Genomic DNA, 22,430 nt, shown 5'->3' with positions numbered 1-22,430 from the left:
CAAGAGAGGCTGAACTTTGCGCATCCTGGTCACGAATGACGACGGCATCCACTCGCACGGCCTGAAGCTGCTCGAGAAGGTGGCGCGCGAGATCTCCGACGACGTCTGGGTCGTGGCGCCGGAATTCGACCAGTCCGGCGTCTCGCACTCCCTGTCGCTCTCCGACCCGCTCCGGCTGCGCGAGATCTCCGACCGGCATTTCGCCGTGAAGGGAACGCCGACCGATTGCGTCATCCTGGGCACCCGCCACGTGATGAAGGAGCGACGTCCGGATCTCGTCCTGTCGGGCATCAATCACGGCCAGAATGTCGCCGAGGACGTGATCTATTCCGGCACCGTCGCGGGCGCGATGGAGGGCACGATCCTCGGCATCCCGTCGGTCGCGCTGAGCCAGGCTTATGGAAAGAGCGGGCGGGCGAACATCAAGTGGCATTGCGCCGAGCATCACGCCGCCGACGTCATCCGCCGCATCGTCGACCAGGGCGTGCCGGACGGGGTGCTCCTCAACGTCAACTTCCCCGATTGCGAGCCGGCCGAGGTGCAGGGCATGGCGGTCACCGCGCAGGGCAAGCGCGACAAGGAACTTTTGGCCATCGACGAGCGCCAGGACGGACGCGGCAACCCCTATTTCTGGGTCGGCTTCGCCCGGAAACCGTACGAGCCCGGGAACGGCACCGACCTGAAGGCGGTGTCCGAGAACCGCATCTCCGTGACCCCGCTGCGGCTAGACCTCACCGACGAGCCGACGATGACGCTGCTCGCGCAGGCGTTCCGGTAAGGCCCCAACGGGACATCACGCGGGAATCCCTCCCTGGAGGGGAGGGCGAGTCGAAGCGCAGCTTCGAGCCGGGGTGGGGACACGGGGCAGGGTTGTCCCCACCCCGGTTCGGCTTCGCCGACTCGGCCCTCCCCTCCGGGGAGGGATCGCCGCGTCGGCCGCGCCCCAGCCCGACACGCTTCGTCAACATGCAGGCCCCATGATCCGGCTCAGCCAGGATCGAGGCCGCCACGGGTGTCAGCCGCTCTTCATCACGCCGACGAATTCGAGGTCTCGCACGGGATCGAGGCCGCCTCCTTCATGCTCGCGCTCCGCAGCCGGGGCGTGTTCGACCTGCGCGTGCTCCGCGCCATGGAGCAGGTGCCGCGCGAGCTGTTCGCGCCGCGCCGCTACGGGGACCTCGCCCGCCAGGACGTGGCGCTTCCGCTCGCCTGCGGCGAGACGATGACGGCGCCGGCCGCGGTCGCCCAGATGCTGGCGGCGCTCGGCGTGCAGCCGGGACAGCGGGTGCTCGAGATCGGCACCGGCTCGGGCTATGTCGCCGCGCTCCTCGCCCGCATGGGCGCGGCGGTCCATTCGGTCGAGCGGCATCGGACCCTGGCCGAGAGCGCCGCGCAGCGCCTCCGGGCGGCCGGGCTCGCCGGGAGCTGCGAACTCAGCTGCGAGGACGGGCTCGGCCCGGCGAGCGGGGAGACGCGCTACGACCGCATTCTCCTGAATGGCAGCGTCGCCTCGCTGCCGGCCGGCCTGACCTCGCGGCTCGCGGCCGGCGGCCGACTGGTCGCGGGGCTCGCGGCCGAGCGTTTCGCGTCGCGGCTCCTCGTCTTGTCGCGCGAGCCCGATGGCGGATTGACGAGCCGCACCGGCGCGGCCTTGCGCCTCTCGCGGCTCCGGGTGCCGGAAAATCCCGTGTCGGGCAACGGAAGCTTAACGCCAACGGCGCTTTAATCATGAGCGTCAGTTGCGTCGCGTGCGGGTGGTGAAATGCGTAACCGTGTGATGTCCGAAATGCTGAGGGCCGCGTCTCGGATCGCCATGATCGGCGTCGTCGGTTCGCTCGCTGCAGCCTGCACCACGGATAGTGTGCGCTTCTCCGAAACGCCCTTCGCCAATCCCTTCGCAAGCTCCGGCAGCGGCGCCGAACCGGCCATGACGGGGAGCATCGACGAGCCGCGAAGCGAGCCGGCCAGGATCGCGCCCGCACCGCGCGAATCCATCCGGTCGGAGCCGATCGCGCCGGTCCGCAGCGCGACCCCGTCTTCCGCGCCGGCTCCCGCGCCTTATTCCCGCCAGGCCTCCTCGGGGCCCTCGGGCTGGTCCGCGAGCGGCGGCTCCAGCATCACGGTCGGAAGCGGCGACAGCCTGACCGGCATCGCCAACCGCTACGGCGTGCCGTCAAGCGCGATCCTGTCGGCGAACGGCATCACGGCGTCGCAGGTCACGGCCGGCCGTCGCATCGTGATCCCGGTCTACAGCGCCCATGGCGGCTCGGGCTCGCCGAGCCGCGTGTCCCAGGCCGAGCCCGAGCGCCAGGGCCGCGTCGTCTCGACCGCGAAGCTGACCCCGGCCAAGGCCGCACCGCCCCGCACCATGGCCGAGGCCACGCTGGTGAAGCCGCGCGTGCGGCCCGGCCAGCCGAAGCAGGACGTCGTCGCCAAGGCCGCGCCGGCCAAGGAGCCCGTGAAGACGGCCTCGCGCAGCAATGTGGATGCGAAGAACGTCGTCCGGGCGGCCCCGCCCGCCGCCAAGGTCGCGGCCGCGAAGCCGGCGCCGGCCCCGGAGCCGGTCGCGAAAACCGCCAAGGTCGCCGCCCAGAAGGCGATCGAGCCCGCGAAGGTCGCGGCTCCCGCACCGACCAAGGTCGCGGTCGCGGCGCCCGCCAAGGCGACGCCCGTCGAGACGCCGAAGCCCGCTCCGAAGGAGCCCGAATCGACCGGCGCCATCCCGGTCGCCGCGACCGGTGCCGAATTCCGCTGGCCGGCCCGCGGCCGCGTCATCACCGGTTTTGGCGGTGGCGGGTCGAACGAGGGCATCAACATCGCGGTGCCGGACGGCACCCCGGTCAAGGCGGCCGGCGACGGCACCGTCGCCTATGCGGGCTCCGAGGTGAAGGGTTATGGCAACCTCGTCCTCATCCGGCACGACAACGGCTACGTCTCCGCCTACGCCCATAACGGCGACCTCGACGTGAAGCGCGGCCAGAAGGTGACCCGGGGCCAGACGATCGCGAAGTCCGGCCAGTCCGGCAACGTGACCTCGCCGCAGCTCCACTTCGAGATCCGCAAGGGTTCGACCCCGGTCGACCCGATGAAGTACCTCGCCAGCGCCAGCTGAGGCTCCGTTCATGCCGGCGAGAGCCGGCATCCAGAGCCGGACGTCCTGGACCCCGGCTTTCGCCGGGGTGAGCGGACTTCTTCCTTTCAGCGGTCGATCGGAAGACGGGCGAAAAACCCGCTCATGCCGGCGAAAGCCGGCATCCAGAGCCGGACGTCCTGGACCCCGGCTTTCGCCGGGGTGAGCGGTGAGGTCCCGGCTCCGCGGGGCAAGATCAGCTAGCGGTTCAGCCTCGCCAGCAGGCTCGACGTATCCCAGCGCTTGCCGCCGAGCCCCTGCACCTCGGCGTAGAACTGGTCGACCAGGGCGGTGACGGGCAGGAGCGCGCCGTTCAGCTTGGCCTCGTCCAGGCAGATCGACAGGTCCTTGCGCATCCAGTCGACGGCGAAGCCGAAATCGTACTTGGCCTGGTTCATCGTCTTGCCGCGATTCTCCATCTGCCAGGAGCCGGCGGCGCCCTTCGAGATCACGTCCAGCACGGCCTCGATATCGAGCCCGGCGCGCTGGCCGAAATGGATCGACTCGGCCAGGCCCTGGACCAGGCCGGCGATGCAGATCTGGTTCATCATCTTCGCGAGCTGGCCGGAGCCCGTCGGGCCGAGGAGGCGCGCGGCGCGGGCGTAGCTCATGATCGCGGGCTCGACATAGGCGTAGACGTCTGACTGGCCGCCGCACATCACGGTCAGCACGCCGTTCTCGGCCCCGGCCTGCCCACCGGAGACCGGGGCATCGATGAAGCCGAATCCGGCGGACCGCGCGGCGGAATCGAGCTCGCGCGCGATGGAGGCCGACGCCGTCGTGTGGTCGACGAAGGCCGTGCCCTTGCCCATGGCCGCGAAGGCTCCGCCGTCGGCCACCGTCACCTGGCGCAGGTCGTCGTCGTTGCCGACGCAGCAGAACACGATCTCCTGCCCCGTCGCTGCCTCGGCCGGCGTCGCCGCATGGCGTCCGCCATTCTCCGAGACCCACTTTTCCGCCTTGGCCGCCGTGCGATTATAGACGGTGACCTCGTGCCCCTTCGCCGCGAGATGCCGGGCCATGGGGTAGCCCATGACGCCGAGCCCCAGGAACGCAACCTTCGCCATGTCGTGATCTCCCTCGGTAGCGGGCGCATCGCCCGGTCGTGCCGTCGCAGCTCTGCGGAGCCGCTTACTTGATGTCGAACGGGATGTATTTCGCCCGGATGCGGTCGTAGGTGCCGTCCGCCATCACGGCCTCGATGGCCCGGTCGAACATTTCGGCCAGCCCGCGATCGCCCCTGCGGAGCGCGACGCCGATACCCTCGCCGCGGTCGACCGGGAGGTCCGCCACGACGCGGCAGCAGGCCATGCCCTCGCGGCTTTCGAGGAAGCGGGAGAGCGCGAGCTTGTCGCCCAGCACGTAGTCGATCCGGCCCGTAAGGAGGTCGAGCTGGGCCTCGTCGAGCTTGTGATAGGTCCGCACGACGGGCGGCTTCGGCAGGGTCGCGAGATAATCGGCGAACTCGCTGTCCTTCACCACGCCGACGCTGCGACCCTCGAGATCGTCCGGCTTCACGATGGCGGCGTCGTCGCCGTTCCGGGTGCCGACGAGCGCGGCCGGGATGCGGTAATAGCGGCGCGAAAACCGGTAGCGGGTGCGGCGCTCCGGCGTGATCTCCATCGACGACAGGATGGCGTCGAACCGGCCGGCCTTCAGCCCGCCATACATGCCCTCCCAATCCTGGAGCACGATCGTGCAGGGCAGGCCCATCCGGTTGCACAGCGCCTTGGCGAGATCGACCTCGAACCCGGCCGGCTCGGTGCCCTCGACATAGTTGAAGGGCGGATAGGCACCCTCCGTCGCGATGCGGAGCGCGCCCTGTGCCGCCGCCTCCGGGGCGGCGACGAGCAAAGAGGCGGCGAAGGCCAGCGCCGCTGCCAGCCCGAGAAAAGCCCGGGCCGGGAAAGATCGTCGGGCGGTCACTCGATCTTCGGAGGCGGCAGCGGGTCGAAGCCGGGCACACCGCCGCCACCGGGAAGATCGAGGCCCGGGATCTGGATGCCTTCCAGGCTCTTCTCGACCGCGGCAGGATCGATCGTCGTTCCTGATTTCTTATAGTGCATGACCATCTGCGGGTAGAAGATTACGATCAGGACCATGATCAGCTGAATGATCACGAACGGGATCGCGCCGTAATAGATTTGGCCCGTCGTCACGGGTGCCATCTGCTTCTTGGTCACCCGATCGAGATAGGGCACCTTGGGCGCGACCGAGCGCAGGAAGAAGAGCGCGAAGCCGAAGGGCGGATGCATGAAGCTCGTCTGCATGTTCACGCCCAGCATGACCCCGAACCAAATGAGGTCGATGCCGAGCTTGTCCGCCGCCGGCCCGAGCAACGGGATGATGATGAAGGCGAGCTCGAAGAAGTCGAGGAAGAAGGCGAGCAGGAAGACGAGCGTGTTGACGAAGAGGAGGAAGCCGAGTTGGCCGCCGGGCAGGGAGGTCAGGAGGTGCTCGACCCAGAGGTGGCCGTTGACGCCGTAGAAGGTGAGCGAGAAGACCCGCGCGCCGAGAAGGATGAACACCACGAAGGCCGAGAGCCGCGCGGTCGATTCCGTCGCCGCCTTGACGAGCGCCCAGTTGAACCGCGCCGGATTGCCGTCGAGCCGCCGCTTGCCGGCGGCCAGGATCATGGAGCCGAGCGCGCCCATGGCGCCCCCTTCCGTCGGGGTCGCGAGGCCGATGAAGATCGTGCCGAGCACCAGGAAGATGAGGAGGAGCGGCGGCACCATCACGAAGGTGACCTGGGTCGCCATCCGGGACATCAGGTGGAAGCCGGTCATTTTCGCCAGGAGGCCGACCACGGTGGCGTAGATCGCGGCGGCGCCCACCATCTCGAGGAAGATCACCGTACCGGACGAGGCCGGCGACGTCCTGATCGTCCAGACATAGGCGACGACCAGGGCGAGCGAGAGCACGATCGAGAGAAGGACGCGGCTGGCGCCGAGAAGCCGGTCGAGGACCGCGCAGATGAGGGCCACCACCGTCGAGACGCAGATCGTCAGGATGACGAAGTCGGCGCCGCCCTTCACCGAGGTCTGGCTCATGACGTAATAGCCGACGACGCCTGAGAAGAGGACCAGCACGCCGAGCTGCCACACGCCCCGGGCTCCGCTGGGCTCCCGGAAGCCGATCGCATCGACGGGCAAACCGGGCGCGGCCTTGGGATAGATCAGCGTGATCAGGAAGATGTAGCCCGCATACATGCCGGCGAGGACGAGGCCCGGGATGAAGGCGCCCTCGTACATGTCGCCGACGGAGCGGCCGAGCTGGTCGGCCATGACGATCAGGACCAGCGACGGCGGGATGATCTGCGCGAGCGTGCCGGATGCCGCGATGATGCCGGAGGCGACGCGCCGGTCGTAGCCGTAGCGCAGCATGATCGGCAGCGAGATCAGCCCCATCGAGATAACGGAGGCGGCGACGACGCCCGTCGTGGCGGCGAGCAGCGCGCCGACGAAGACGACCGCATAGGCGAGACCGCCCCGCACGGTGCCGAAGAGCTGCCCGATCGTGTCGAGCAGGTCCTCGGCCATGCCGGACCGTTCCAGCACGAGCCCCATGAAGGTGAAGAAGGGCACCGCGAGCAGGACCTCGTTCGACATCACGCCGAAGACGCGCTCGGGCAGGGCCTGAAGCAGCGGCCAGCTCAGCGTGATCTCGCCCGGGGCATAGGGCGCGAGTTCGGTCGCGATGATGAAGAAGGCGAGGCCGTTCGCGGCGAGCGCGAAGGCGACCGGGTAGCCGAGGAGCAGGAAGACGACCAGCGCGCCGAACATGATCGGCGCGAGATTGTGAGCGATCAGGACGGCCACGGGCAGACTTTCGAAGGAAGGGTGCTTCAGGCGCGAGGGGCGGGGGGCGCGGTCGGGGCGAGCCCGGCCTCTTCCTGCAAGGCGAGGAGGCGGGCGGCTTCGGCCTCGGCCGCGGCCTGATGGCCGGCGGCGGTATGTTCATCCTCGATCAGGCCGCGCATGACGCCGACCCGCTTAATCACCTCGCTCAGCCATTGGAGCAGCAGGAGCGCGAAGCCGACGAGGATCAGGAGCTTGGCCGGCCAGATGGCGAGACCACCGGCGCTCGACGAGACCTCGCCGCTCACGAACGACAGACGGAAGAACGGGATCGACAGGTAGGTCAGGACGAGCGCGAAGGGCAGCAGGAAGAAGACATGCCCGAACATCTCGACCCAGTTGCGCGTCTGCGGCTTGAGCCGCGACGACACGATGTCGATCCGGATGTGCTCGTTCATGGCGAGCGTCCACGGCGCGCACAGCATGAACACCGCCCCGAACAGGTACCATTGCAGTTCGAGCCAGGCATTGGACGAAATGCCGAGCGTCTTGCGGGCAATCGCGTTCAGCGCCGAGACGATGATCGCGACCACGATCGCCCACGCTGCCGCGCGGCCAACGACCGTGTTCAAAGCATCGATGCCTCGGCTTAGCCGGATCAGTCCTGCCATAGGGTTCCCTGCGAGCGCTCGATCTTCCCTGGGTCGACTTGCTCGGGGTGGCGATAACGCATGGCCCGGGATCGAACAAGCAGGGCCGACGACTCCGCGCGGGATGGTTCCGACAGGCCGTCCGGGCCTCGCAATCCTGGCCCGCGCCGGAACGGCGGCGGGGCCTAACCGCCCGTGACGCTCATATGCCGGACGACGGCCGGAGCCGCGCGCTCGATGACGAAGTCGTGGCCGCGGGGCTTGCGCGAGATCGCCTCGGTGATCGCCGCCTCGAGCCGCTCGTTGCCCTCGGACATTCGCATCGGGCTGCGCAGGTCGGCCGAATCCTCCTGGCCGAGGCAGAGGTAGAGCTGGCCGGTGCAGGTGAGGCGGACGCGGTTGCAACCCTCGCAGAAATTGTGGGTCAGCGGCGTGATAAAGCCGATCTTGCCCCCGGTCTCCTCGACCCGCATGTAGCGCGCCGGCCCGCCGGTCCGCTCCGGCAGGTCCGTCAGCGTGAAATGCGAGGCGAGCCGCTCGCGCACGAGCGACAGTGGCAGGAACTGGTCGAGCCGCCCCGGCTCGATGTCGCCGAGAGGCATCACCTCGATCATGGTCAGGTCCATCGACCGGCGGTGCGCCCATTCGATCATCGGGACGATCTCGTCCTCGTTCACGCCCTTCAGCGCGACCGCGTTCAGCTTCACCTTCAGCCCGGCGCGCTGTGCGGCATCGATGCCCCGCATCACCTGGGCGAGGTCGCCCCGCCGCGTGATCTCGCGAAAGCGCTTCGGGTCGAGCGAGTCGATCGAGACGTTGACGCGGCGCACGCCGCAGGCGGCGAGGTCGGCCGCATAACGTTCGAGCAGCGTCCCGTTGGTCGTCAATGTGAGTTCGTGCAGGGCGCCGGTCTCGAGATGGCGCGAGAGCGAGCGGAACAGCTGCATGACGTCACGCCGGACGAGGGGCTCGCCGCCCGTGATCCGAAGCTTTCGCACGCCCCTGCCCACGAAGACGGAGCAGACCCGGTCGAGTTCCTCGAGGGTCAGCAGTTCGCGCTTCGGCAGGAATTCCATGTCCTCCGACATGCAATAGACGCAGCGAAGATCGCAGCGGTCCGTGACGGAGACGCGCAGATAGGTGACGTGCCGACCGAAAGGGTCGACGAGGGCCGGTTCGGCACTCTGTCGAGGAAGCTGGATGGTCCGATCCGTCACGGCGCGCTCGGCACCTCGTTTGGGCTGGCTGGAAGCCTTATGTGGGGATCGGATGCCGGCGGTCAAACGCGTCGGGCAGCGGGGACGGTATGGCGGACGACATCTGGCCTTCTGAGATCCGGCTCGTCGCCGACCGCCAGGCCTTGCTGGTCCGGTTCGACGACCGCCTCCTGACGCTGCCGGCCGAGTTGCTGAGGGTGGAAAGCCCCTCGGCCGAGGTCAGGGGTCACTCGCCCGCAGAGAAGAAGCTCGTGCCGGGCAAGAGCGGGGTCAGGATCAAGGCCGTCGAGGCCGTCGGCAATTACGCGGTGCGGCTCACCTTCGACGACGGCCATTCCACCGGCATCTACGGCTGGGCCTATCTCGCCGAACTCGGGCGCGACCCGAACGGCCTGGTCAGGCAGTACCGGGACGGACTAGCCGCGGCCGGCCTATCCCACGAGCCGCTGCCGCCAAGGTTCGGCTGACCGGCGGAATGTGGCCGGCTCTCGCCGGCCACATCGACGTCAGCGCTGGACCACCACGCGCGTGCCGACCCGGACGCGCTCGTAGAGGTCGACGACGTCTTCGTTCATCATCCGGATGCAGCCGGAGGAGACGGCCTGGCCGATCGTGTCGGGCTCGTTCGAACCATGGATGCGGTAGAGGGTCGAGCCGAGATACATGGCGCGGGCGCCCATCGGGTTGTCGGGGCCGCCTTTCATGAAGCGCGGCAGGTCCGGGCGGCGGCGCAGCATCTCGGCCGGGGGCGTCCAGGTCGGCCATTCCGCCTTGCGGGTGACCAGCTTGGTGCCCGCCCAGTCGAAGCCTGGCCGGCCCACGCCGACCCCGTAGCGGATGGCCTGGCCGTTGCCGAGGACGAAATAGAGGCGCCGCTCGATCGTGGAGATCACGATCGTGCCGGGAGCGTAGCGGCCCTGGAAGGACACGACTTCGCGGGGGATCGCGGTCGCCTGCGGGATCAGGTTCTGGAACGGAACGATCGGCTCCCGGGTCAGGGGATCGATCTCATAGGCCGATGCCGGCGCGGCAAAGGCGGCGAAGGCGCAGGCGAGCCCGGCCAAGAGGTGTGTGAAGCGGCTCATCGATGTGCCTCGTGTGAATCAGCTTGCCTTGGCAAGCCAGGCAGCTCTATAACACCGAGCTTGACCATTCGATCCACTGTCGCCACGAATATGACGCGATTTAGCCACCTTCCGGAAAGCGTGGCCGGTCCGACACGCGCTCGCTTGACGCTCCGCGACCTCGCCCATAGAGACGGCACGGGTTGGCCGGACGGTCGGCCTCCGGGCGCGTAGCTCAGCGGGAGAGCATTCGCTTCACACGCGAAGGGTCACAGGTTCAATCCCTGTCGCGCCCACCACTCGGCCATGCCCGGGCAGCCGCTCAACCGCCGCGGCAAGTTCGTCGAAATCGTCGATCACAATATCCGGGCCGAGTTCCGAGACCGGCGTGTCCGTGTAGCCGAACGGCACCGCGATCACCGGGATGCCGGCCGCCTTCGCCGTGTCGATGTCGGTGCGGGAATCGCCGATCATCACGGCGCGGTTCGGATCGCCGCCGGCGGCCTCGATCGTCATGGTGAGATGGCGGGCATCCGGCTTGAACCACGGGAAGGTGTCGCGCCCGCAGATGGCCGCGAACCGGCCCGCGATGCCGAGCCCTTCGAGGAGCCGCCGCGAATGAAGTTCGACCTTGTTCGTGCAGACCGCGAGGCGGTATCCGCGATCGGCGAGGGTCGCGAGCGCCTCCTCGACATGGGGGAAGAGCCGCGATTCGACGCAGAGGCGGTCGGCGTAGATCGTGAGGAAGAGCCGGAACAGTTCGTCGGAATGCGCCGGCGTCATCTCGCGACCCGCGGCCTCGAAGCCCCGCTCGACGAGGGCGCGCGACCCGGCTCCGATCATCTCGCGCGCGGTCTCGAAGGGCACATGCGGCAGCCCCTCCCTGTCCATGATGACGTTCAGGGTGGAGATCAGGTCCGGCGCCGTGTCGGCGAGGGTCCCGTCGAGATCGAAGACGACGATGGGGGGGAGCGACATCCGGCTTCGCTAGCGGCGGGCGCTGGCGCGATCAACCCGCGGCCGTGTACGAGGCCCCCGGCCAGAGAGGCCGCGCTCCGAGAATCGTCCCACGATGTCCATGAACCCCGCCGAACAGAAGCGCGCCGCGGCGGAGAGGGCCGTCGGTCTCGTCGAGGGCGGGATGCGGCTCGGGCTCGGGACCGGTTCAACCGCGTCACTCTTCGTGGAGGCGCTCGGCCGCCGCGTCGCCTCGGGGCTCGCGGTCGTGGCCGTGCCGACCTCGGAGGCCACCCGGGCGCAGGCGGAAGCGCTCGGGATCCCGCTCGCCACCCTGGACGAACAGCCGGAGCTCGACTTGACGGTGGACGGTGCGGACGAGATCGATCCGGAGCTGAACCTGATCAAGGGAGGCGGCGGCGCGCTCCTGCGTGAGAAGCTCGTCGCGGCCGCGAGCCGCAAACTCGTGGTCATCGCGGATGCGACGAAGCGGGTCGACCGGCTCGGCCGCTTCCCGCTGCCGATCGAGATCGTGCCGTTCGGGCTCGAGACGACGCGGCGCCGTGTCGCGGCCGCGCTCGACCGGCTCGCGCCGGGCGGCACGCTCGCCTTGCGGCTCGGCCCCTCGGGGACGCCCTTCCTGACCGACGGCGGGCATTACATCCTCGACGCCCGCCTCTCGGCGATACCTTCGCCGGCCGAGACGGGGCGTGCGCTGAAGGCCATCCTCGGGGTGGTCGAGCACGGCCTCTTCATCGACCTCGCCACCCGCGCCTTGATTGGAGCGCAGGACGGCGTCATGGACATCGCTCGACGGACGAGTCCGCTCTCTGGAGAACGCGCATCATGAGGATGAGACCGGTCAAGCTCGCTGCCGCCCTTCTCGGTTGTCTCGTTCTCGCGGCGGGTCCGAGCCACGCCCAGGAACCGGGCCCCGCGCATATGGCGGCAGCCCGCGAACTCGTCGTCGCGACCGGGGCGGGGTCGAGCATCGACAACATCTTCCCGGCCCTCATCACCGAAATCCGCCAGCAGGCGATCACACGGCCCGAGATCGCGAAGGACCTGGACGAGGTCGTGAAGGCGCTCCAGCCGGAACTCGAGACCCAGAAGCAGCAGGCGATGAACCTCGCCGCGCGCGCCTACGCCAAATGGCTCACGGAGGCGGAGGTTCGCGACGCGCTCACCTTCTTCAAATCCCCGTCCGGCATGAAATACGTGATGGTCCAGCCCGACCTGACCGACGACATCGTCCAGTCGGTGACGGCCTGGTCGCAACTCGCCTCGGACTACGTCATGGCCCGGACCCGCGCCGAGATGATGAAGCGCGGGCACCAGATGCAGTAGCCCGCCGGCTCAGCGCTTGATGAGGCCGACCTCCTTCAGCGCCGTCTTCACCCGCTCCAGTTCCGCCGCGAGGAAGCGACCGAATTCCTCCGACGGCAGATAGGCGTTCTGCCAGCCCTTCCGCTGGAGCAGCTCGCGCCAGCCCGCCGACGCCGCGAGGCCGGCGACGCGGCCTTCCAGCAGGGCGCGGCGGTCGGGGGGCATGCCCGGTCTCGCCATGACGCCGCGCCAATTGGCGAGGTCGAGGGTGATCCCGCTCTCGGCGAAGGTCGGCGCGTCGACCGTGTCGATCCGGGAGGGCGATGCGACGCCGAGAAGCCGGATGCGGCCGGCCTTCACTTCGGCCGCGAGTTCGCCCGACGACACGAACACGGCCGAGACCCGCCCCTCCGCGGCGGCGAGGGCCGCCTCGGCGCTCGTCAGGAACGGCACGTAGACGACGCGCGACGAGTCGCTGTCGATCGCACGCGCGAGAAGCAAAGCCGCGACGTGGTCGATCCCGGCGCTCGGCCCTCCGGCCCAGGTGACCTTGCCGGGATCCGCGACCGCGGCCGCCCGAAGCTCGTGGAGATCGCGAAACGGAGAGGCGGCCGGTACGGCGAGTGCGAAATATTCGGCGCTCAGTCGAGCGATCGGGGTGAGCTGGTCCAGCCCGACCGTCGACCGGTGCACGAAGGTCGCATCCAGCATCGTCAGGCCGGTGACCAGGAGCGCGTCGTCGGACGGGTCGGCCACGAAATGTGCGAGCCCGACCGTGCCGCCACTGCCCGGCACGTTCACGACCTCGACTTTCGACACCGCTCGCTCGTCGGCGAGCGCGGCCTTCAGAGCCTGTGCCAGCTGGTCCCAGCTGCTGCCCGGCGCGGCCGGCGCGACGATACGGAGATCGCCTGCCCAGGCGGTGGTCGCCACGACGAGGCAGAGAAGAGCGGCAAACGGTGTTCGTGACAGGGCCGGTCCCCTCATCGTCTCACGTGAACCATCCCCCCTTCATCACGCTAGACGGCGCTTCAGGACCGGACAAGCACCCGTACGGCGCAGGCCGAGGATAGTTTCACCGGTCGAGCCTCGCGCCGTCAGCATGGGATGGCCCGCTCGGCTCGGCCGGCGCTTCCGGGCGGGCCCGGGCGACCGCCTATCCAAGTCCGGCGCGAGCCGCTAAGTCGCCGCCAACCCTGGGACGCGTGTGATGGCGAGAGACGAGGTCGACCTATTCGTGATCGGGGGCGGGTCGGGCGGCGTCCGGGCGGCCCGGATCGCGGCCGGCCACGGCGCCCGAGTCGCGCTCGCGGAGGAGTATCGGCTCGGCGGAACCTGCGTGATCCGCGGCTGCGTGCCGAAGAAGCTGATGGTCTATGCGAGCCGGTTCTCGGACGAGTTCGAGGATGCGCGCCGCTTCGGCTGGGATGTCGGCGAGCCGCGGCTGGACTGGTCGATCCTGAAGCGGAACCGCGATGCCGAGATCGCGCGGCTGGAAACCATCTACGGCTCGCTCCTTCATACCGCCGGGGTCGAGACCCATCACGAACGTGCCCTGATCGAGGATGCCGGCACCGTCGTCCTGCCGGGCTCCGGACGCCGGATCAAGGCGGGCCATATCCTGATCGCGGTCGGCGCGACGCCGACCCTCGATCCTCCGATCGACGGAGGAGAGCTCGCCATGACCTCGAATGGCGTGTTCGACCTCGAGCGCCGCCCGGATCGGATCCTCGTCATCGGCGGCGGCTATATCGCCGTCGAGTTCGCGGGCGTCTTCGCAGGCCTCGGCTCGGAGACCACGCTCCTCCACCGGGGCGACAAGCTCCTGCGCGGCTTCGACGAGGACCTGCGGGACGGTCTCGGCGAGGCCTATCCGAAACGCGGCATCGCGCTCGCGCTCGGAACGACGCTCGAGCGGATCGAACGAGCCGGTGAGGTTCTGCGGGCGACGTTGTCCGATGGCCGGGTGCTGGAGGTCGACGACATCCTGGTCGCGACCGGCCGCCGGCCCCATTCGGGCGGGCTCGGACTCGAGCGGGTCGGCATCGAGACGGACGAGATCGGCGCCGTGCCGGTGGACGTCTATTCCCGCACGTCGGTCCCGACGATCTCGGCCGTGGGCGACGTCACGAACCGGGCGAACCTGACCCCGATCGCGATCCGGGAGGGCCACGCCTTCGCCGACACCGTCTTCGGCGGCAAGCCGACCGCGGTCGATCACGGCCTCATTCCGACGGGCGTCTTCTCGACGCCGGAGATCGGCACGGTCGGCATGAGCGAGGTCGCGGCCCGCGCCCGCCACGGCGACGACGTCGTGATCTACAAGGCGAGCTTCCGGCCCATGAAGGCGACGATCACGGGGAGGGACGAGCGCACGATGATGAAGATCGTCGTGGACGGCCCGACCGACCGTGTGCTCGGCGTCCACCTCCTCGGCCACGATGCCGGCGAGATCATCCAGCTCGCCGCAGTGGCCCTGGGCATGGGCGCGACCAAGGCCGATTTCGACCGAACCGTCGCCGTGCACCCGACCTCGTCCGAGGAACTCGTGACCCTGCGCACGCCGTTCGTGACGAAGAAGTCCGTGGCGGTGGGTTAAAAGTGTCGCCCGGCAGATTTAATACCTTGATATATGCCTAAAGCTGTCCTCTATTGCCTCGCTCAAAAAGATTTTTTGAGACGATTCTTCCCAGGTTACAGTTTGCACGATCAGAACATCGGGGTCATTACCAACTACAAAGGCTCCTGCGTCCTCAACTTTGTCCGAAGACCATCCTTCAAGCGCCACATGGCATGCGAGCCCGTCGAAGTAGAATCGGTTTGTCGGTACAGAAACGCCATCGGCATCATCGACAGCCGGGATGTTCTTCAAAAATTTTGAGGGCGCTTGATTGTGTCGCTCACCCAAGGTCGACAGCTGTGTCAAAGTGAGCGGGTAAAAGCTTGGTGGGCCTGCTTCGCTAGAGATGATCATGTCCCGTAGACGCGCAACGTCCGCTTCGGGCAATCTGACGAAGGCGAACTCGTAACGACCGCTTACTGCAGCTCTCCACAATAGACTCAGGTAAAAAAGTCGAAGCCGACGTGTGTCAAAGCTAGGAATACGACGGACACCCCAAGGAGTGCCAATTATTTCGTCCACATCCGAAGAAGGCAACTTCTGAATCGGGCCCCAACCACTCCAGACGAGCCGGAATGTCCTCAACGTTCTGACTGCCCAATCATCAAGTTCCGCGAGGATGCGCTCTCCTTCCTTGGTAACGATGTCAGGGTCGTACCAGCTGTCCCACCTCGTTTGGGGCGGATGATCTAACCCGCCCTGAACGAGGGGTGCGCCGCGCCGTGTAGGGCGAGTGAAGGCCTTTGGAATAAGATGAGACTTGACCAACTTACCTCGAGTTCCGGTAAGCTGACAGACACCAGGCATTTGTTTGCTGCTACATCCTGGACCTCAGCCCCGCCCGACGAACGGCATCTTGGTCGCCATCACGGTCATGAACTGCACGTTCGCCCCGAGTGGCAGCGAGGCCATGTGCGCGACGGCGTCTCCGACGATGGCCGGGTCGAACACGGCCTCGGGCCGGACCGACCCGTCCGCCTGCGGCACGCCCGCCTTCATGCGGCCGCCCATGGCGGTGTCGGCGTTGCCGATGTCGATCTGCCCGCAGGCGATGTCGTAGACGCGTCCGTCGAGCGAGCAGGATTTGGTGAGCCCGGTCACGGCGTGTTTCGTCGACGTGTAGGCGATCGAAAGCGGGCGCGGCGCATGCGCGGAAATCGAGCCGTTGTTGATGATGCGGCCGCCGCGCGGATCCTGGTCCTTCATGATCCGGAACGCCTGCTGGATGCAGAGGAACATGCCGGTCAAATTCGTGTCGACGACGACTCGCCAGGTTTCGAGCGGCAGGTCCTCGATCGGCACGGCCGGCGCGCCACGCCCGGCATTGTTGAACAGCACGTCGAGGCGGCCGAAACGCTCCTTCGTCTGCGCGAACAAGGCCTCGACATCCTCGGGCCTCGTCACGTCTCCCGGCACCGCGAGCGTGCGGCCGGCCTCGGCCTGCGCGGCGACTTCCTCCAGCGGCTCGCGGCGGCGGCCGGAGAGCACGACCGAGAAACCGTCCCGCAGCAGCGACAGCACGGCGGCCTTGCCGACCCCCGTTCCCGCGCCCGTCACCAGCGCGACCTTGTTCGTATCTGTCATGATTTCACGTCCTCCCGCTGCCTCCTTAGCGGAGGGCCACGGCGCAGACCAAGAGCGATTCGGCCATAAACCTCGCCATCTCGGCGCGGCGTCGCTATAAGCCCGCCTCCGCGACAAGGCAGGCCCAACCTCCACGCGCGGCAGGGGCGGAGAACGATGTCACACGAGAGATGGACGCCAGGGAGCTGGCGCGAGAAGCCCGTCCAGCAGATGCCGGCCTATGAGCCGGCCGAGGCACTGGCCGCCGTCGAGCGGCAGCTCGCAGGCTTTCCGCCGCTCGTCTTCGCCGGCGAGGCCCGCAAGCTGAAGACGGCGCTGGCGAAGGTCGCGTCGGGCGACGCGTTCCTGCTGCAGGGCGGCGATTGCGCCGAGAGCTTCGCCGAGCATTCGGCCGACAACATCCGGGATTTCTTCCGCGTCTTCCTGCAGATGGCCGTGGTGCTCACCTTCGCGGGCGCGTCGCCGGTCGTGAAGGTCGGCCGCATCGCGGGCCAGTTCGCCAAGCCCCGCTCGGCCCCGACGGAGCGGATCGGCGACGCCGAATGGGCGAGCTATCGGGGCGACATCGTCAACGACATCGCCTTCGACGAGGAATCGCGCCGGCCCGACCCGCGCCGCCAGCTCGAGGCCTACCGGCAATCGGCCGCGACGCTGAACCTGCTCCGCGCCTTCGCGACCGGCGGCTACGCCAATCTCGACAACGTCCACCGCTGGATGCTGGGCTATGCCCGCGACCCCGCCCAGGCTTCGCGCTACGTCGAGCTGGCCGACCGGATCACCGAGACGCTGTCCTTCATGCGGGCGATCGGGATCAATCCCGAGATGCATCAGGAGATGCGGACGACGGATTTCTACACGAGCCACGAGGCGCTGCTGCTCGGCTTCGAGGAGGCCTTCACGCGCGTCGATTCGACGAGCGGCGAATGGTACGCCACCTCCGGCCACATGCTCTGGATCGGCGATCGGACCCGCCAGTCGGACCATGCCCATGTCGAATATGCGCGCGGCATCCGGAACCCGATCGGGCTGAAATGCGGTCCGTCGCTCAAGGCGGACGACCTTCTGAGGCTGGCCGACATTCTCGATCCGGCTCGCGAGCCCGGCCGCCTGACGCTGATCTGCCGTTTCGGAGCCGACAAGGTAGGCGACCATCTGCCGGCCCTCATCCGGGCGATGACCCGCGAGGGCCGCACCGTCGTCTGGTCCTGCGATCCGATGCACGGCAACACGGTGAAGTCGGGCAATTACAAGACCCGCCCCTTCGAGCTCATCGTCGGCGAGATCGAGAATTTCTTCGCCGTCCACCAGGCGGAGGGAACCCATGCCGGCGGCCTGCATCTCGAGATGACCGGCAAGGACGTCACCGAATGCACCGGCGGTGGCGCCCGGTCGGTCTCGGATGCCGACCTCCAGGACCGCTATCACACCTATTGCGACCCGCGATTGAACGCCGATCAGGCGCTCGAAGTCGCCTTCATGACGGCGGAGCTGATCAAACGGGAGCGGCTCCTGCGCGGCGCGGTCCTGCCGGTCGCCGCCGAATAATGGTCAAGAAAAAGGGGCGGCTCGCGCCGCCCCTAGCTCCTCGCTATGGGAGCGCTCGTCTCATTTCAGCCAGTTGGTGAACAGGGCGATGAGGAGAATGATCGGCAGCGGGATGCCGATGAGCCAGAGAAGTCCGCCCTTCATCATGGTCGTGGTCCTTCGAGAACTGAATGGTGCGACAACCGCGACATGCTTGACCGGTTCCACGGCTTTCCGAGGCTGATCCCGCCCATCTTCCTGATCGCGATATGCTCGCCGAAGCGCTGCTTCATCTGACCGCGAAATCCTCCGCCGAACTCCGGGCGCTGGGCCTCGTCGGCGACGCGGTCGGGTTGTGGTCGCGGGCGACGCGCAGGCGCAAGGCGTGGTCGCCGCACGAGCAGCGTTCATGCGCCTTCGTGCGGTCCTTCGCGGAGAGCCTGGCCCGGCACAGGACGTTGCTCGTGCTCGGCTCCGGCCTGATTCGGGACGTCCCGCTGGCATTCCTCGCCGCCACGTTCGAGCGCACCATCCTCGTCGATGCCGTGCATCTCTGGCCGGCTCGCCTGAGGGCGGGCCGCGTCCGTGCGGAAACGCGGGTCGCCGACCTGACCGGCTTCGCGGCGTCGCTCTCCGGCGAGGAGGCCGGGCGCGTCGCCCCGCTCGCCGCGTTGCAGGCGGATCCGGCCATCGATCTGGTCGTCTCGGCGAATCTCCTCTCCCAGCTTCCGATGGCGCCGGCTCGTTGGCTCGACCGCCGACCCGAGGCCGCGAGACGTTGGCCCGCCGATCTCGGCCGCGTCATCCAGGAGGGACATCTCGCCGACCTTGCCGGTTTCGGAGCGCCGGTCTGCCTCCTGAGCGACGTCTCGTATCGCGATGTCGCTCGCGGAGGTGACGTGGCGCAGGGCGAGACGGCTCTCGTAAAATGCGCGCTCCCGGCACCTGACGAGGTTTGGGATTGGGAGGTGGCGCCGCCGGGCGAGATCGACCGCGGCTTTCGCCGGATCCACCGGGTCCATGCCTGGCGCGACATCCGGGGGCGGGCCGGCTAAACCGGCCTGATGACCGTCACCGTCCGCTTCGCCCCGTCCCCGACCGGGCTGATCCATATCGGCAATGCCCGGACCGCCCTCCTCAACGCGCTCTTCGCGAGGCGCCAGGGCGGCACCTTCGTGCTCCGGTTCGACGACACCGACCTCGAGCGCTCCCGGCGCGACTACGCCGATGCGATCGAGGTGGACCTCGCCTGGCTCGGCATCCCGCCCGACCGGACCATCCGTCAGTCGGAGCGGCTGGCGATCTACGAGGAGACCGCCGCCTGGCTCAGGGCCGAGCACCGCCTCTACGCCTGTTACGAGACGGCGGACGAATTGGAGCGGCGCCGGCGCATCCAGCTCGCGCGCGGGCAGCCGCCCGTCTACGATCGGGCTGCCCTCGCGCTCTCGGACGAGGATCGCGCGCGCCTCGAGGCCGAGGGCCGCCGGCCGCATTGGCGCTTCCGGCTCGAATCCCGCCGCGTGGAATGGGACGACCTCGTGCGAGGCCCCTCCCATGTCGAGACGGCCTCGCTGTCCGACCCGGTCCTGGTCCGCGAGGACGGCAGCTACCTCTACACGTTGCCCTCCGTTGCGGACGACATCGAGGTCGGGATCACGCACGTCATCCGCGGCGAGGACCACGTCACCAACACGGCCGTCCAGATCCAGCTCTTCGAGGCCCTGAACGGGCAGGTGCCGACCTTCGGGCACCACAACCTTCTCACGACGGCGAGCGGCGAAGGCCTCTCGAAGCGGTCCGGCGCGCTCTCGCTGCGGAGCCTCCGCGAGGCCGGGCTCGAGCCGATGGCCGTGAACGCGCTCGCCGTCCTCGTCGGGTCGGCCGAGGCGGTGCGTCCCGTGGCAAGACTCGACGAACTGGCGGGCCTCGTCGACCTTGCCCACATCTCGCGCGCGCCCGCCCAGTTCCACGAGGCCGATCTCGAGACGCTGAATGCGCGGCTCCTGCACGGCATGCCGTGGGACGAGGCGCGGCCACGGCTCGAGGCGCTCGGGATCGGCGGCGGGGAGCCGTTCTGGCTCGCGGTGCGGGGCAACCTCGCGCGTTTCGACGACGTGCGGCTTTGGTGGGGGATCGTGGAAGGTCCGGTGGAGCCGGTGATCCAGGATTCTGCCCTCGCGGCCGCGGCCGCCGGGCTCCTGCCGGAGCCGCCCTGGTCGACGGAAACCTGGCGCGACTGGACGGGAGAGGTTCGGGCCAGGACCGGCCAGAAGGGGAGGACGCTTTTCCAGCCCCTCCGCCTCGCCCTGACCGGGCTCGATCACGGCCCGGAACTCGCAAGCCTGCTGCCGCTGATCGGGCCGGAGCGCGCCAGGCGGCGGTTGTCCGGAGAGACGGCCTGACGAGGTGCTGCTGGGGGTCGGTAGGTGCTTCGACGCTCGCCCCGCGAAGCGCGGCCTCGAAGGACGCACCACGTGTCGGAACCAGAGGCGTCGGGCAGGTTGGGTAATGGCTTTCACATCCCGTTCCGATCCCCACATAGCTCCAGGGTTCGAAGTTGGATGATGTGATGATGCGCTACCTGATCGCGGCGGTTTTGGTTCTGGGTGTGCTCTCTCCGGCGCAGGCGGAGGATCCCGATCCGATCTTCAAGAAATCCACCGTCTGGCGGCCCCTCACGCCGAACGACAAGCTCGCCGTCTACGGCGTCGACGACCCGCTCGTGTCGGGGGTCGCCTGCCATTACACCGTGCCGGAAAAGGGCGGGATCAAGGGCGGCCTCGGCCTCGCCGAGGAGGTCTCCGACATCTCGCTGTCCTGCCAGCAGGTCGGACCCATCAAGTTCAAGGCGAAATTCGATCAGGGCGAGGTGATGATCAAGGAGCGCCGCTCGCTCCTGTTCAAGTCGATGCAGATCGTGCGGGGCTGCGACGTGAAGCGCAACGTGCTCGTCTACCTCGTCTATTCGGACCGGGTGATCGAGGGTTCGCCCAAGAACTCGACCTCGAGCGTGCCGATCATGCCGTGGGCGCCGGAGACCGCGGCACCGCGCTGTTCCGAATGGGTCGGCGGCTGAGGATCAGTTCGAGCAGGTGACCGAGATCGGCCGCGTCGAACCCGGCGCGATCGATCCGGTGACGTCGACGTCGGCGGGGCCGAACGAGGACGAGCGCGCAAAGCCCTGCGCCTCGCACCAGGCATCGGCCACGACCTGGCCGCAACCCGACTGCACGCAGTCGGCGATGCCGTAGCCGTCATTCGACGGGACGACGAACGTCGACACGGTCGCCGCCTGGGTTGTCTCGGTCGAGATGGCGGTGAAGGACAGGGTTCCGACCACGATCGCCGCGGCACATCCAAGAACGGCGAGCTTGCGTCGCATCATGACCAATTCCTGAACCCGATCCCAGAATGTGGCGGAGTGTCGGTGCCACGCCTCAACAAAGCCTTAAACCGGCGAGCCTTCGCCATGTTTCACGGTCGCGCGCATTTGTTGCGTCGGACCTTCAAGGCGAGCGCGTCTTGACGGATTCGAGGGGGTGGGGCAATCGCCGATGCGCCCGCTGGCCAAGTTGGTCCAGGGGTGTGGCCAGCTTGCATCCCGTCGCCGGTACGCCCACCCGCCTGCCGTGAGGATTTGAAATGGCGCCCGGCCTGCGGCTCACGAACACGCTGACCAAGCGCAAGGAGCCCTTCGCCCCGATCGATCCGGCGAATGTGCGGATGTATGTCTGCGGGCCGACGGTCTACGACTTCGCCCATATCGGCAACGCCCGGCCGGTGATCGTCTTCGACCTCCTGTTCCGGCTCCTCCGTCACCTCTACGGCGAGGCGCACGTCACCTATGTCCGCAACATCACGGACGTGGACGACAAGATCAACGCGCGCGCCGCCCGCGACTTCCCCGGCATGCCGCTGAACGAGGCCATCCGGCGCGTCACGACCGAAACCGAGCGCCAGTTCCACGAGGACATCGCCGCCCTCGGCGTCTTGATGCCGGACGACGTCAACCTTCCGGGCCGGCGCGTCGCCATGATCGAGCCGCGCGCGACCGAGCATATCGACGAGATGCGCCGCCTCATCGACCGGCTGGTCGAGGCGGGTCACGCCTATGCGGCCGAGGGGCATGTCCTCTTCAACGTGCCGTCGATGCCGGATTACGGCTCGCTCTCGCGCCGGCCGCTCGACGAGATGGAGGCCGGCGCGCGGGTCGACGTCGCGCCCTACAAGCGATCGCCGCTCGATTTCGTTCTCTGGAAACCGTCGAAGCCCGGCGAGCCGTCCTGGCCGTCCCCGGCCGGGATCGAGGCGCCGGGGCGGCCGGGCTGGCATATCGAATGCTCGGCCATGTCGTGGAAGCATCTGGGCGAGACCTTCGACATCCATGCCGGCGGCCTCGACCTGATCTTCCCGCACCACGAGAACGAGATCGCGCAGTCGCGCTGCTGCTTCGGCACACCGGTGATGGCGCATACCTGGCTGCATAACGGCTTCCTGCAGGTCGAGGGCGAGAAGATGTCGAAGTCGCTCGGCAACTTCGTCACGATCCGGGATGCCCTGA

At 68.2% G+C, this 22,430-nt stretch carries 24 protein-coding genes and 1 tRNA gene; 13 read left to right on the top strand and 12 right to left on the bottom strand.

What is annotated here, in order from left to right; translation table 11 throughout:
- Positions 1-16: 16 nt before the first annotated feature.
- The 3 genes from surE to ACFE87_RS16530 all read left to right on the top strand — a co-directional run bounded on the left by surE (position 17) and on the right by ACFE87_RS16530 (position 3,112).
- A complete protein-coding gene (gene surE / locus ACFE87_RS16540; RefSeq protein ID WP_375460754.1) occupies positions 17-778 on the top strand; it encodes a 5'/3'-nucleotidase SurE in 762 nt (253 codons plus the stop codon).
- A gap of 234 nt (positions 779-1,012) precedes the next feature.
- Entirely contained in the window at positions 1,013-1,726 is a 714-nt protein-coding gene (locus tag ACFE87_RS16535; protein ID WP_375460753.1) for a protein-L-isoaspartate O-methyltransferase, read from the top strand.
- 87 nt (positions 1,727-1,813) lie between these two features.
- A complete protein-coding gene (locus tag ACFE87_RS16530) occupies positions 1,814-3,112 on the top strand; it encodes a peptidoglycan DD-metalloendopeptidase family protein (protein WP_375460752.1) in 1,299 nt (432 codons plus the stop codon).
- A 218-nt stretch (positions 3,113-3,330) separates the two neighbouring features.
- Here ACFE87_RS16530 and ACFE87_RS16525 read toward each other — a convergent pair whose 3' ends face one another.
- The 5 genes from ACFE87_RS16525 to moaA form a co-directional block, all read right to left on the bottom strand.
- Positions 3,331-4,197, bottom strand: a complete 867-nt coding sequence (locus ACFE87_RS16525; RefSeq protein WP_375460751.1) for an NAD(P)-dependent oxidoreductase — start codon at positions 4,195-4,197, stop codon at positions 3,331-3,333.
- A gap of 64 nt (positions 4,198-4,261) precedes the next feature.
- Entirely contained in the window at positions 4,262-5,056 is a 795-nt protein-coding gene (locus ACFE87_RS16520) for a transporter substrate-binding domain-containing protein (protein WP_375460750.1), read from the bottom strand.
- On the bottom strand, positions 5,053-6,948 hold the full coding sequence (locus ACFE87_RS16515) for a TRAP transporter large permease subunit (RefSeq protein ID WP_375460749.1): 1,896 nt from the start codon (positions 6,946-6,948) through the stop codon (positions 5,053-5,055). Before ACFE87_RS16515 ends, ACFE87_RS16520 begins: the two co-directional genes overlap by 4 nt.
- A 26-nt stretch (positions 6,949-6,974) precedes the next feature.
- Positions 6,975-7,559, bottom strand: coding sequence for a TRAP transporter small permease subunit (locus ACFE87_RS16510; protein ID WP_375460748.1), 585 nt, complete (start codon positions 7,557-7,559; stop codon positions 6,975-6,977).
- Between the two features lie 203 nt (positions 7,560-7,762).
- Complete coding sequence (gene moaA, locus ACFE87_RS16505) at positions 7,763-8,794, bottom strand: GTP 3',8-cyclase MoaA (protein ID WP_375460747.1); 1,032 nt, start codon at positions 8,792-8,794, stop codon at positions 7,763-7,765.
- An 89-nt stretch (positions 8,795-8,883) separates the two neighbouring features.
- On the opposite strand from moaA, the gene ACFE87_RS16500 reads away from it, so the two are divergent.
- Positions 8,884-9,261: a gamma-butyrobetaine hydroxylase-like domain-containing protein gene (locus ACFE87_RS16500; RefSeq protein ID WP_375460746.1), complete on the top strand. Its 378-nt coding sequence runs from the start codon at positions 8,884-8,886 to the stop codon at positions 9,259-9,261.
- 39 nt (positions 9,262-9,300) lie between these two features.
- Here ACFE87_RS16500 and ACFE87_RS16495 read toward each other — a convergent pair whose 3' ends face one another.
- The gene (locus ACFE87_RS16495; protein ID WP_375460745.1) at positions 9,301-9,879 is read right to left on the bottom strand and encodes a L,D-transpeptidase; all 579 of its coding nucleotides are present in this window, start codon (positions 9,877-9,879) and stop codon (positions 9,301-9,303) included.
- A 203-nt stretch (positions 9,880-10,082) separates the two neighbouring features.
- Between ACFE87_RS16495 and ACFE87_RS16490 the strand changes: the two genes are divergently transcribed.
- Positions 10,083-10,157: transfer RNA gene (locus ACFE87_RS16490), tRNA-Val, on the top strand.
- Here ACFE87_RS16490 and ACFE87_RS16485 read toward each other — a convergent pair.
- Positions 10,114-10,836, bottom strand: coding sequence for an HAD family hydrolase (locus ACFE87_RS16485; protein WP_375460787.1), 723 nt, complete (start codon positions 10,834-10,836; stop codon positions 10,114-10,116). The genes ACFE87_RS16490 and ACFE87_RS16485 overlap by 44 nt on opposite strands.
- A gap of 100 nt (positions 10,837-10,936) precedes the next feature.
- Here ACFE87_RS16485 and rpiA point away from each other — a divergent pair, with 100 nt between their 5' ends.
- Positions 10,937-11,665: a ribose-5-phosphate isomerase RpiA gene (gene rpiA, locus ACFE87_RS16480; RefSeq protein WP_375460744.1), complete on the top strand. Its 729-nt coding sequence runs from the start codon at positions 10,937-10,939 to the stop codon at positions 11,663-11,665.
- The gene (locus tag ACFE87_RS16475) at positions 11,662-12,162 is read left to right on the top strand and encodes a DUF2059 domain-containing protein (RefSeq protein WP_375460743.1); all 501 of its coding nucleotides are present in this window, start codon (positions 11,662-11,664) and stop codon (positions 12,160-12,162) included. The genes rpiA and ACFE87_RS16475 overlap by 4 nt, the downstream gene beginning before the upstream one ends.
- 9 nt (positions 12,163-12,171) lie before the next feature.
- Here the strand turns inward: ACFE87_RS16475 and ACFE87_RS16470 are convergent, their stop codons facing one another.
- Complete coding sequence (locus ACFE87_RS16470; RefSeq protein ID WP_375460742.1) at positions 12,172-13,128, bottom strand: Bug family tripartite tricarboxylate transporter substrate binding protein; 957 nt, start codon at positions 13,126-13,128, stop codon at positions 12,172-12,174.
- A gap of 223 nt (positions 13,129-13,351) precedes the next feature.
- Here ACFE87_RS16470 and gor point away from each other — a divergent pair, with 223 nt between their 5' ends.
- Positions 13,352-14,740, top strand: coding sequence for a glutathione-disulfide reductase (gene gor, locus ACFE87_RS16465; RefSeq protein WP_375460741.1), 1,389 nt, complete (start codon positions 13,352-13,354; stop codon positions 14,738-14,740).
- A gap of 18 nt (positions 14,741-14,758) precedes the next feature.
- Here gor and ACFE87_RS16460 read toward each other — a convergent pair whose 3' ends face one another.
- Together ACFE87_RS16460 and ACFE87_RS16455 are read right to left on the bottom strand one after the other, a co-directional pair.
- Entirely contained in the window at positions 14,759-15,115 is a 357-nt protein-coding gene (locus ACFE87_RS16460) for a hypothetical protein (RefSeq protein ID WP_375460740.1), read from the bottom strand.
- 477 nt (positions 15,116-15,592) lie between these two features.
- On the bottom strand, positions 15,593-16,345 hold the full coding sequence (locus ACFE87_RS16455; protein ID WP_375460739.1) for an SDR family oxidoreductase: 753 nt from the start codon (positions 16,343-16,345) through the stop codon (positions 15,593-15,595).
- Positions 16,346-16,501: 156 nt separating this feature from the next.
- Between ACFE87_RS16455 and ACFE87_RS16450 the strand changes: the two genes are divergently transcribed.
- Complete coding sequence (locus ACFE87_RS16450) at positions 16,502-17,890, top strand: class II 3-deoxy-7-phosphoheptulonate synthase (RefSeq protein ID WP_375460738.1); 1,389 nt, start codon at positions 16,502-16,504, stop codon at positions 17,888-17,890.
- 60 nt (positions 17,891-17,950) lie between these two features.
- On the opposite strand, the gene ACFE87_RS16445 is transcribed toward ACFE87_RS16450, so the two are convergent.
- Entirely contained in the window at positions 17,951-18,097 is a 147-nt protein-coding gene (locus tag ACFE87_RS16445) for a hypothetical protein (RefSeq protein WP_375460737.1), read from the bottom strand.
- Positions 18,098-18,138: 41 nt separating this feature from the next.
- Here ACFE87_RS16445 and ACFE87_RS16440 point away from each other — a divergent pair, with 41 nt between their 5' ends.
- The 3 genes from ACFE87_RS16440 (at position 18,139) to ACFE87_RS16430 (ending at position 20,945) form a co-directional block, all read left to right on the top strand.
- Positions 18,139-18,924, top strand: a complete 786-nt coding sequence (locus ACFE87_RS16440; protein ID WP_375460736.1) for a hypothetical protein — start codon at positions 18,139-18,141, stop codon at positions 18,922-18,924.
- A gap of 9 nt (positions 18,925-18,933) precedes the next feature.
- On the top strand, positions 18,934-20,271 hold the full coding sequence (gene gltX, locus ACFE87_RS16435) for a glutamate--tRNA ligase (RefSeq protein WP_375460735.1): 1,338 nt from the start codon (positions 18,934-18,936) through the stop codon (positions 20,269-20,271).
- Between the two features lie 170 nt (positions 20,272-20,441).
- The gene (locus ACFE87_RS16430) at positions 20,442-20,945 is read left to right on the top strand and encodes a CreA family protein (protein ID WP_375460786.1); all 504 of its coding nucleotides are present in this window, start codon (positions 20,442-20,444) and stop codon (positions 20,943-20,945) included.
- Positions 20,946-20,948: 3 nt separating this feature from the next.
- On the opposite strand, the gene ACFE87_RS16425 is transcribed toward ACFE87_RS16430, so the two are convergent.
- Positions 20,949-21,254, bottom strand: a complete 306-nt coding sequence (locus tag ACFE87_RS16425) for a hypothetical protein (RefSeq protein ID WP_375460734.1) — start codon at positions 21,252-21,254, stop codon at positions 20,949-20,951.
- 257 nt (positions 21,255-21,511) lie between these two features.
- Here ACFE87_RS16425 and cysS point away from each other — a divergent pair.
- Positions 21,512-22,430 (top strand): cysteine--tRNA ligase (gene cysS / locus ACFE87_RS16420; protein ID WP_375460733.1); only part of this gene is annotated, 919 nt, incomplete at its 3' end.

Origin of the sequence: uncultured Enterovirga sp. (assembly GCF_964242715.1) — a bacterium.
In the GTDB taxonomy this organism is placed as follows: Bacteria; Pseudomonadota; Alphaproteobacteria; order Rhizobiales; family Beijerinckiaceae; genus Enterovirga.
This window is presented reverse-complemented; position numbering and strand designations above follow the sequence as displayed.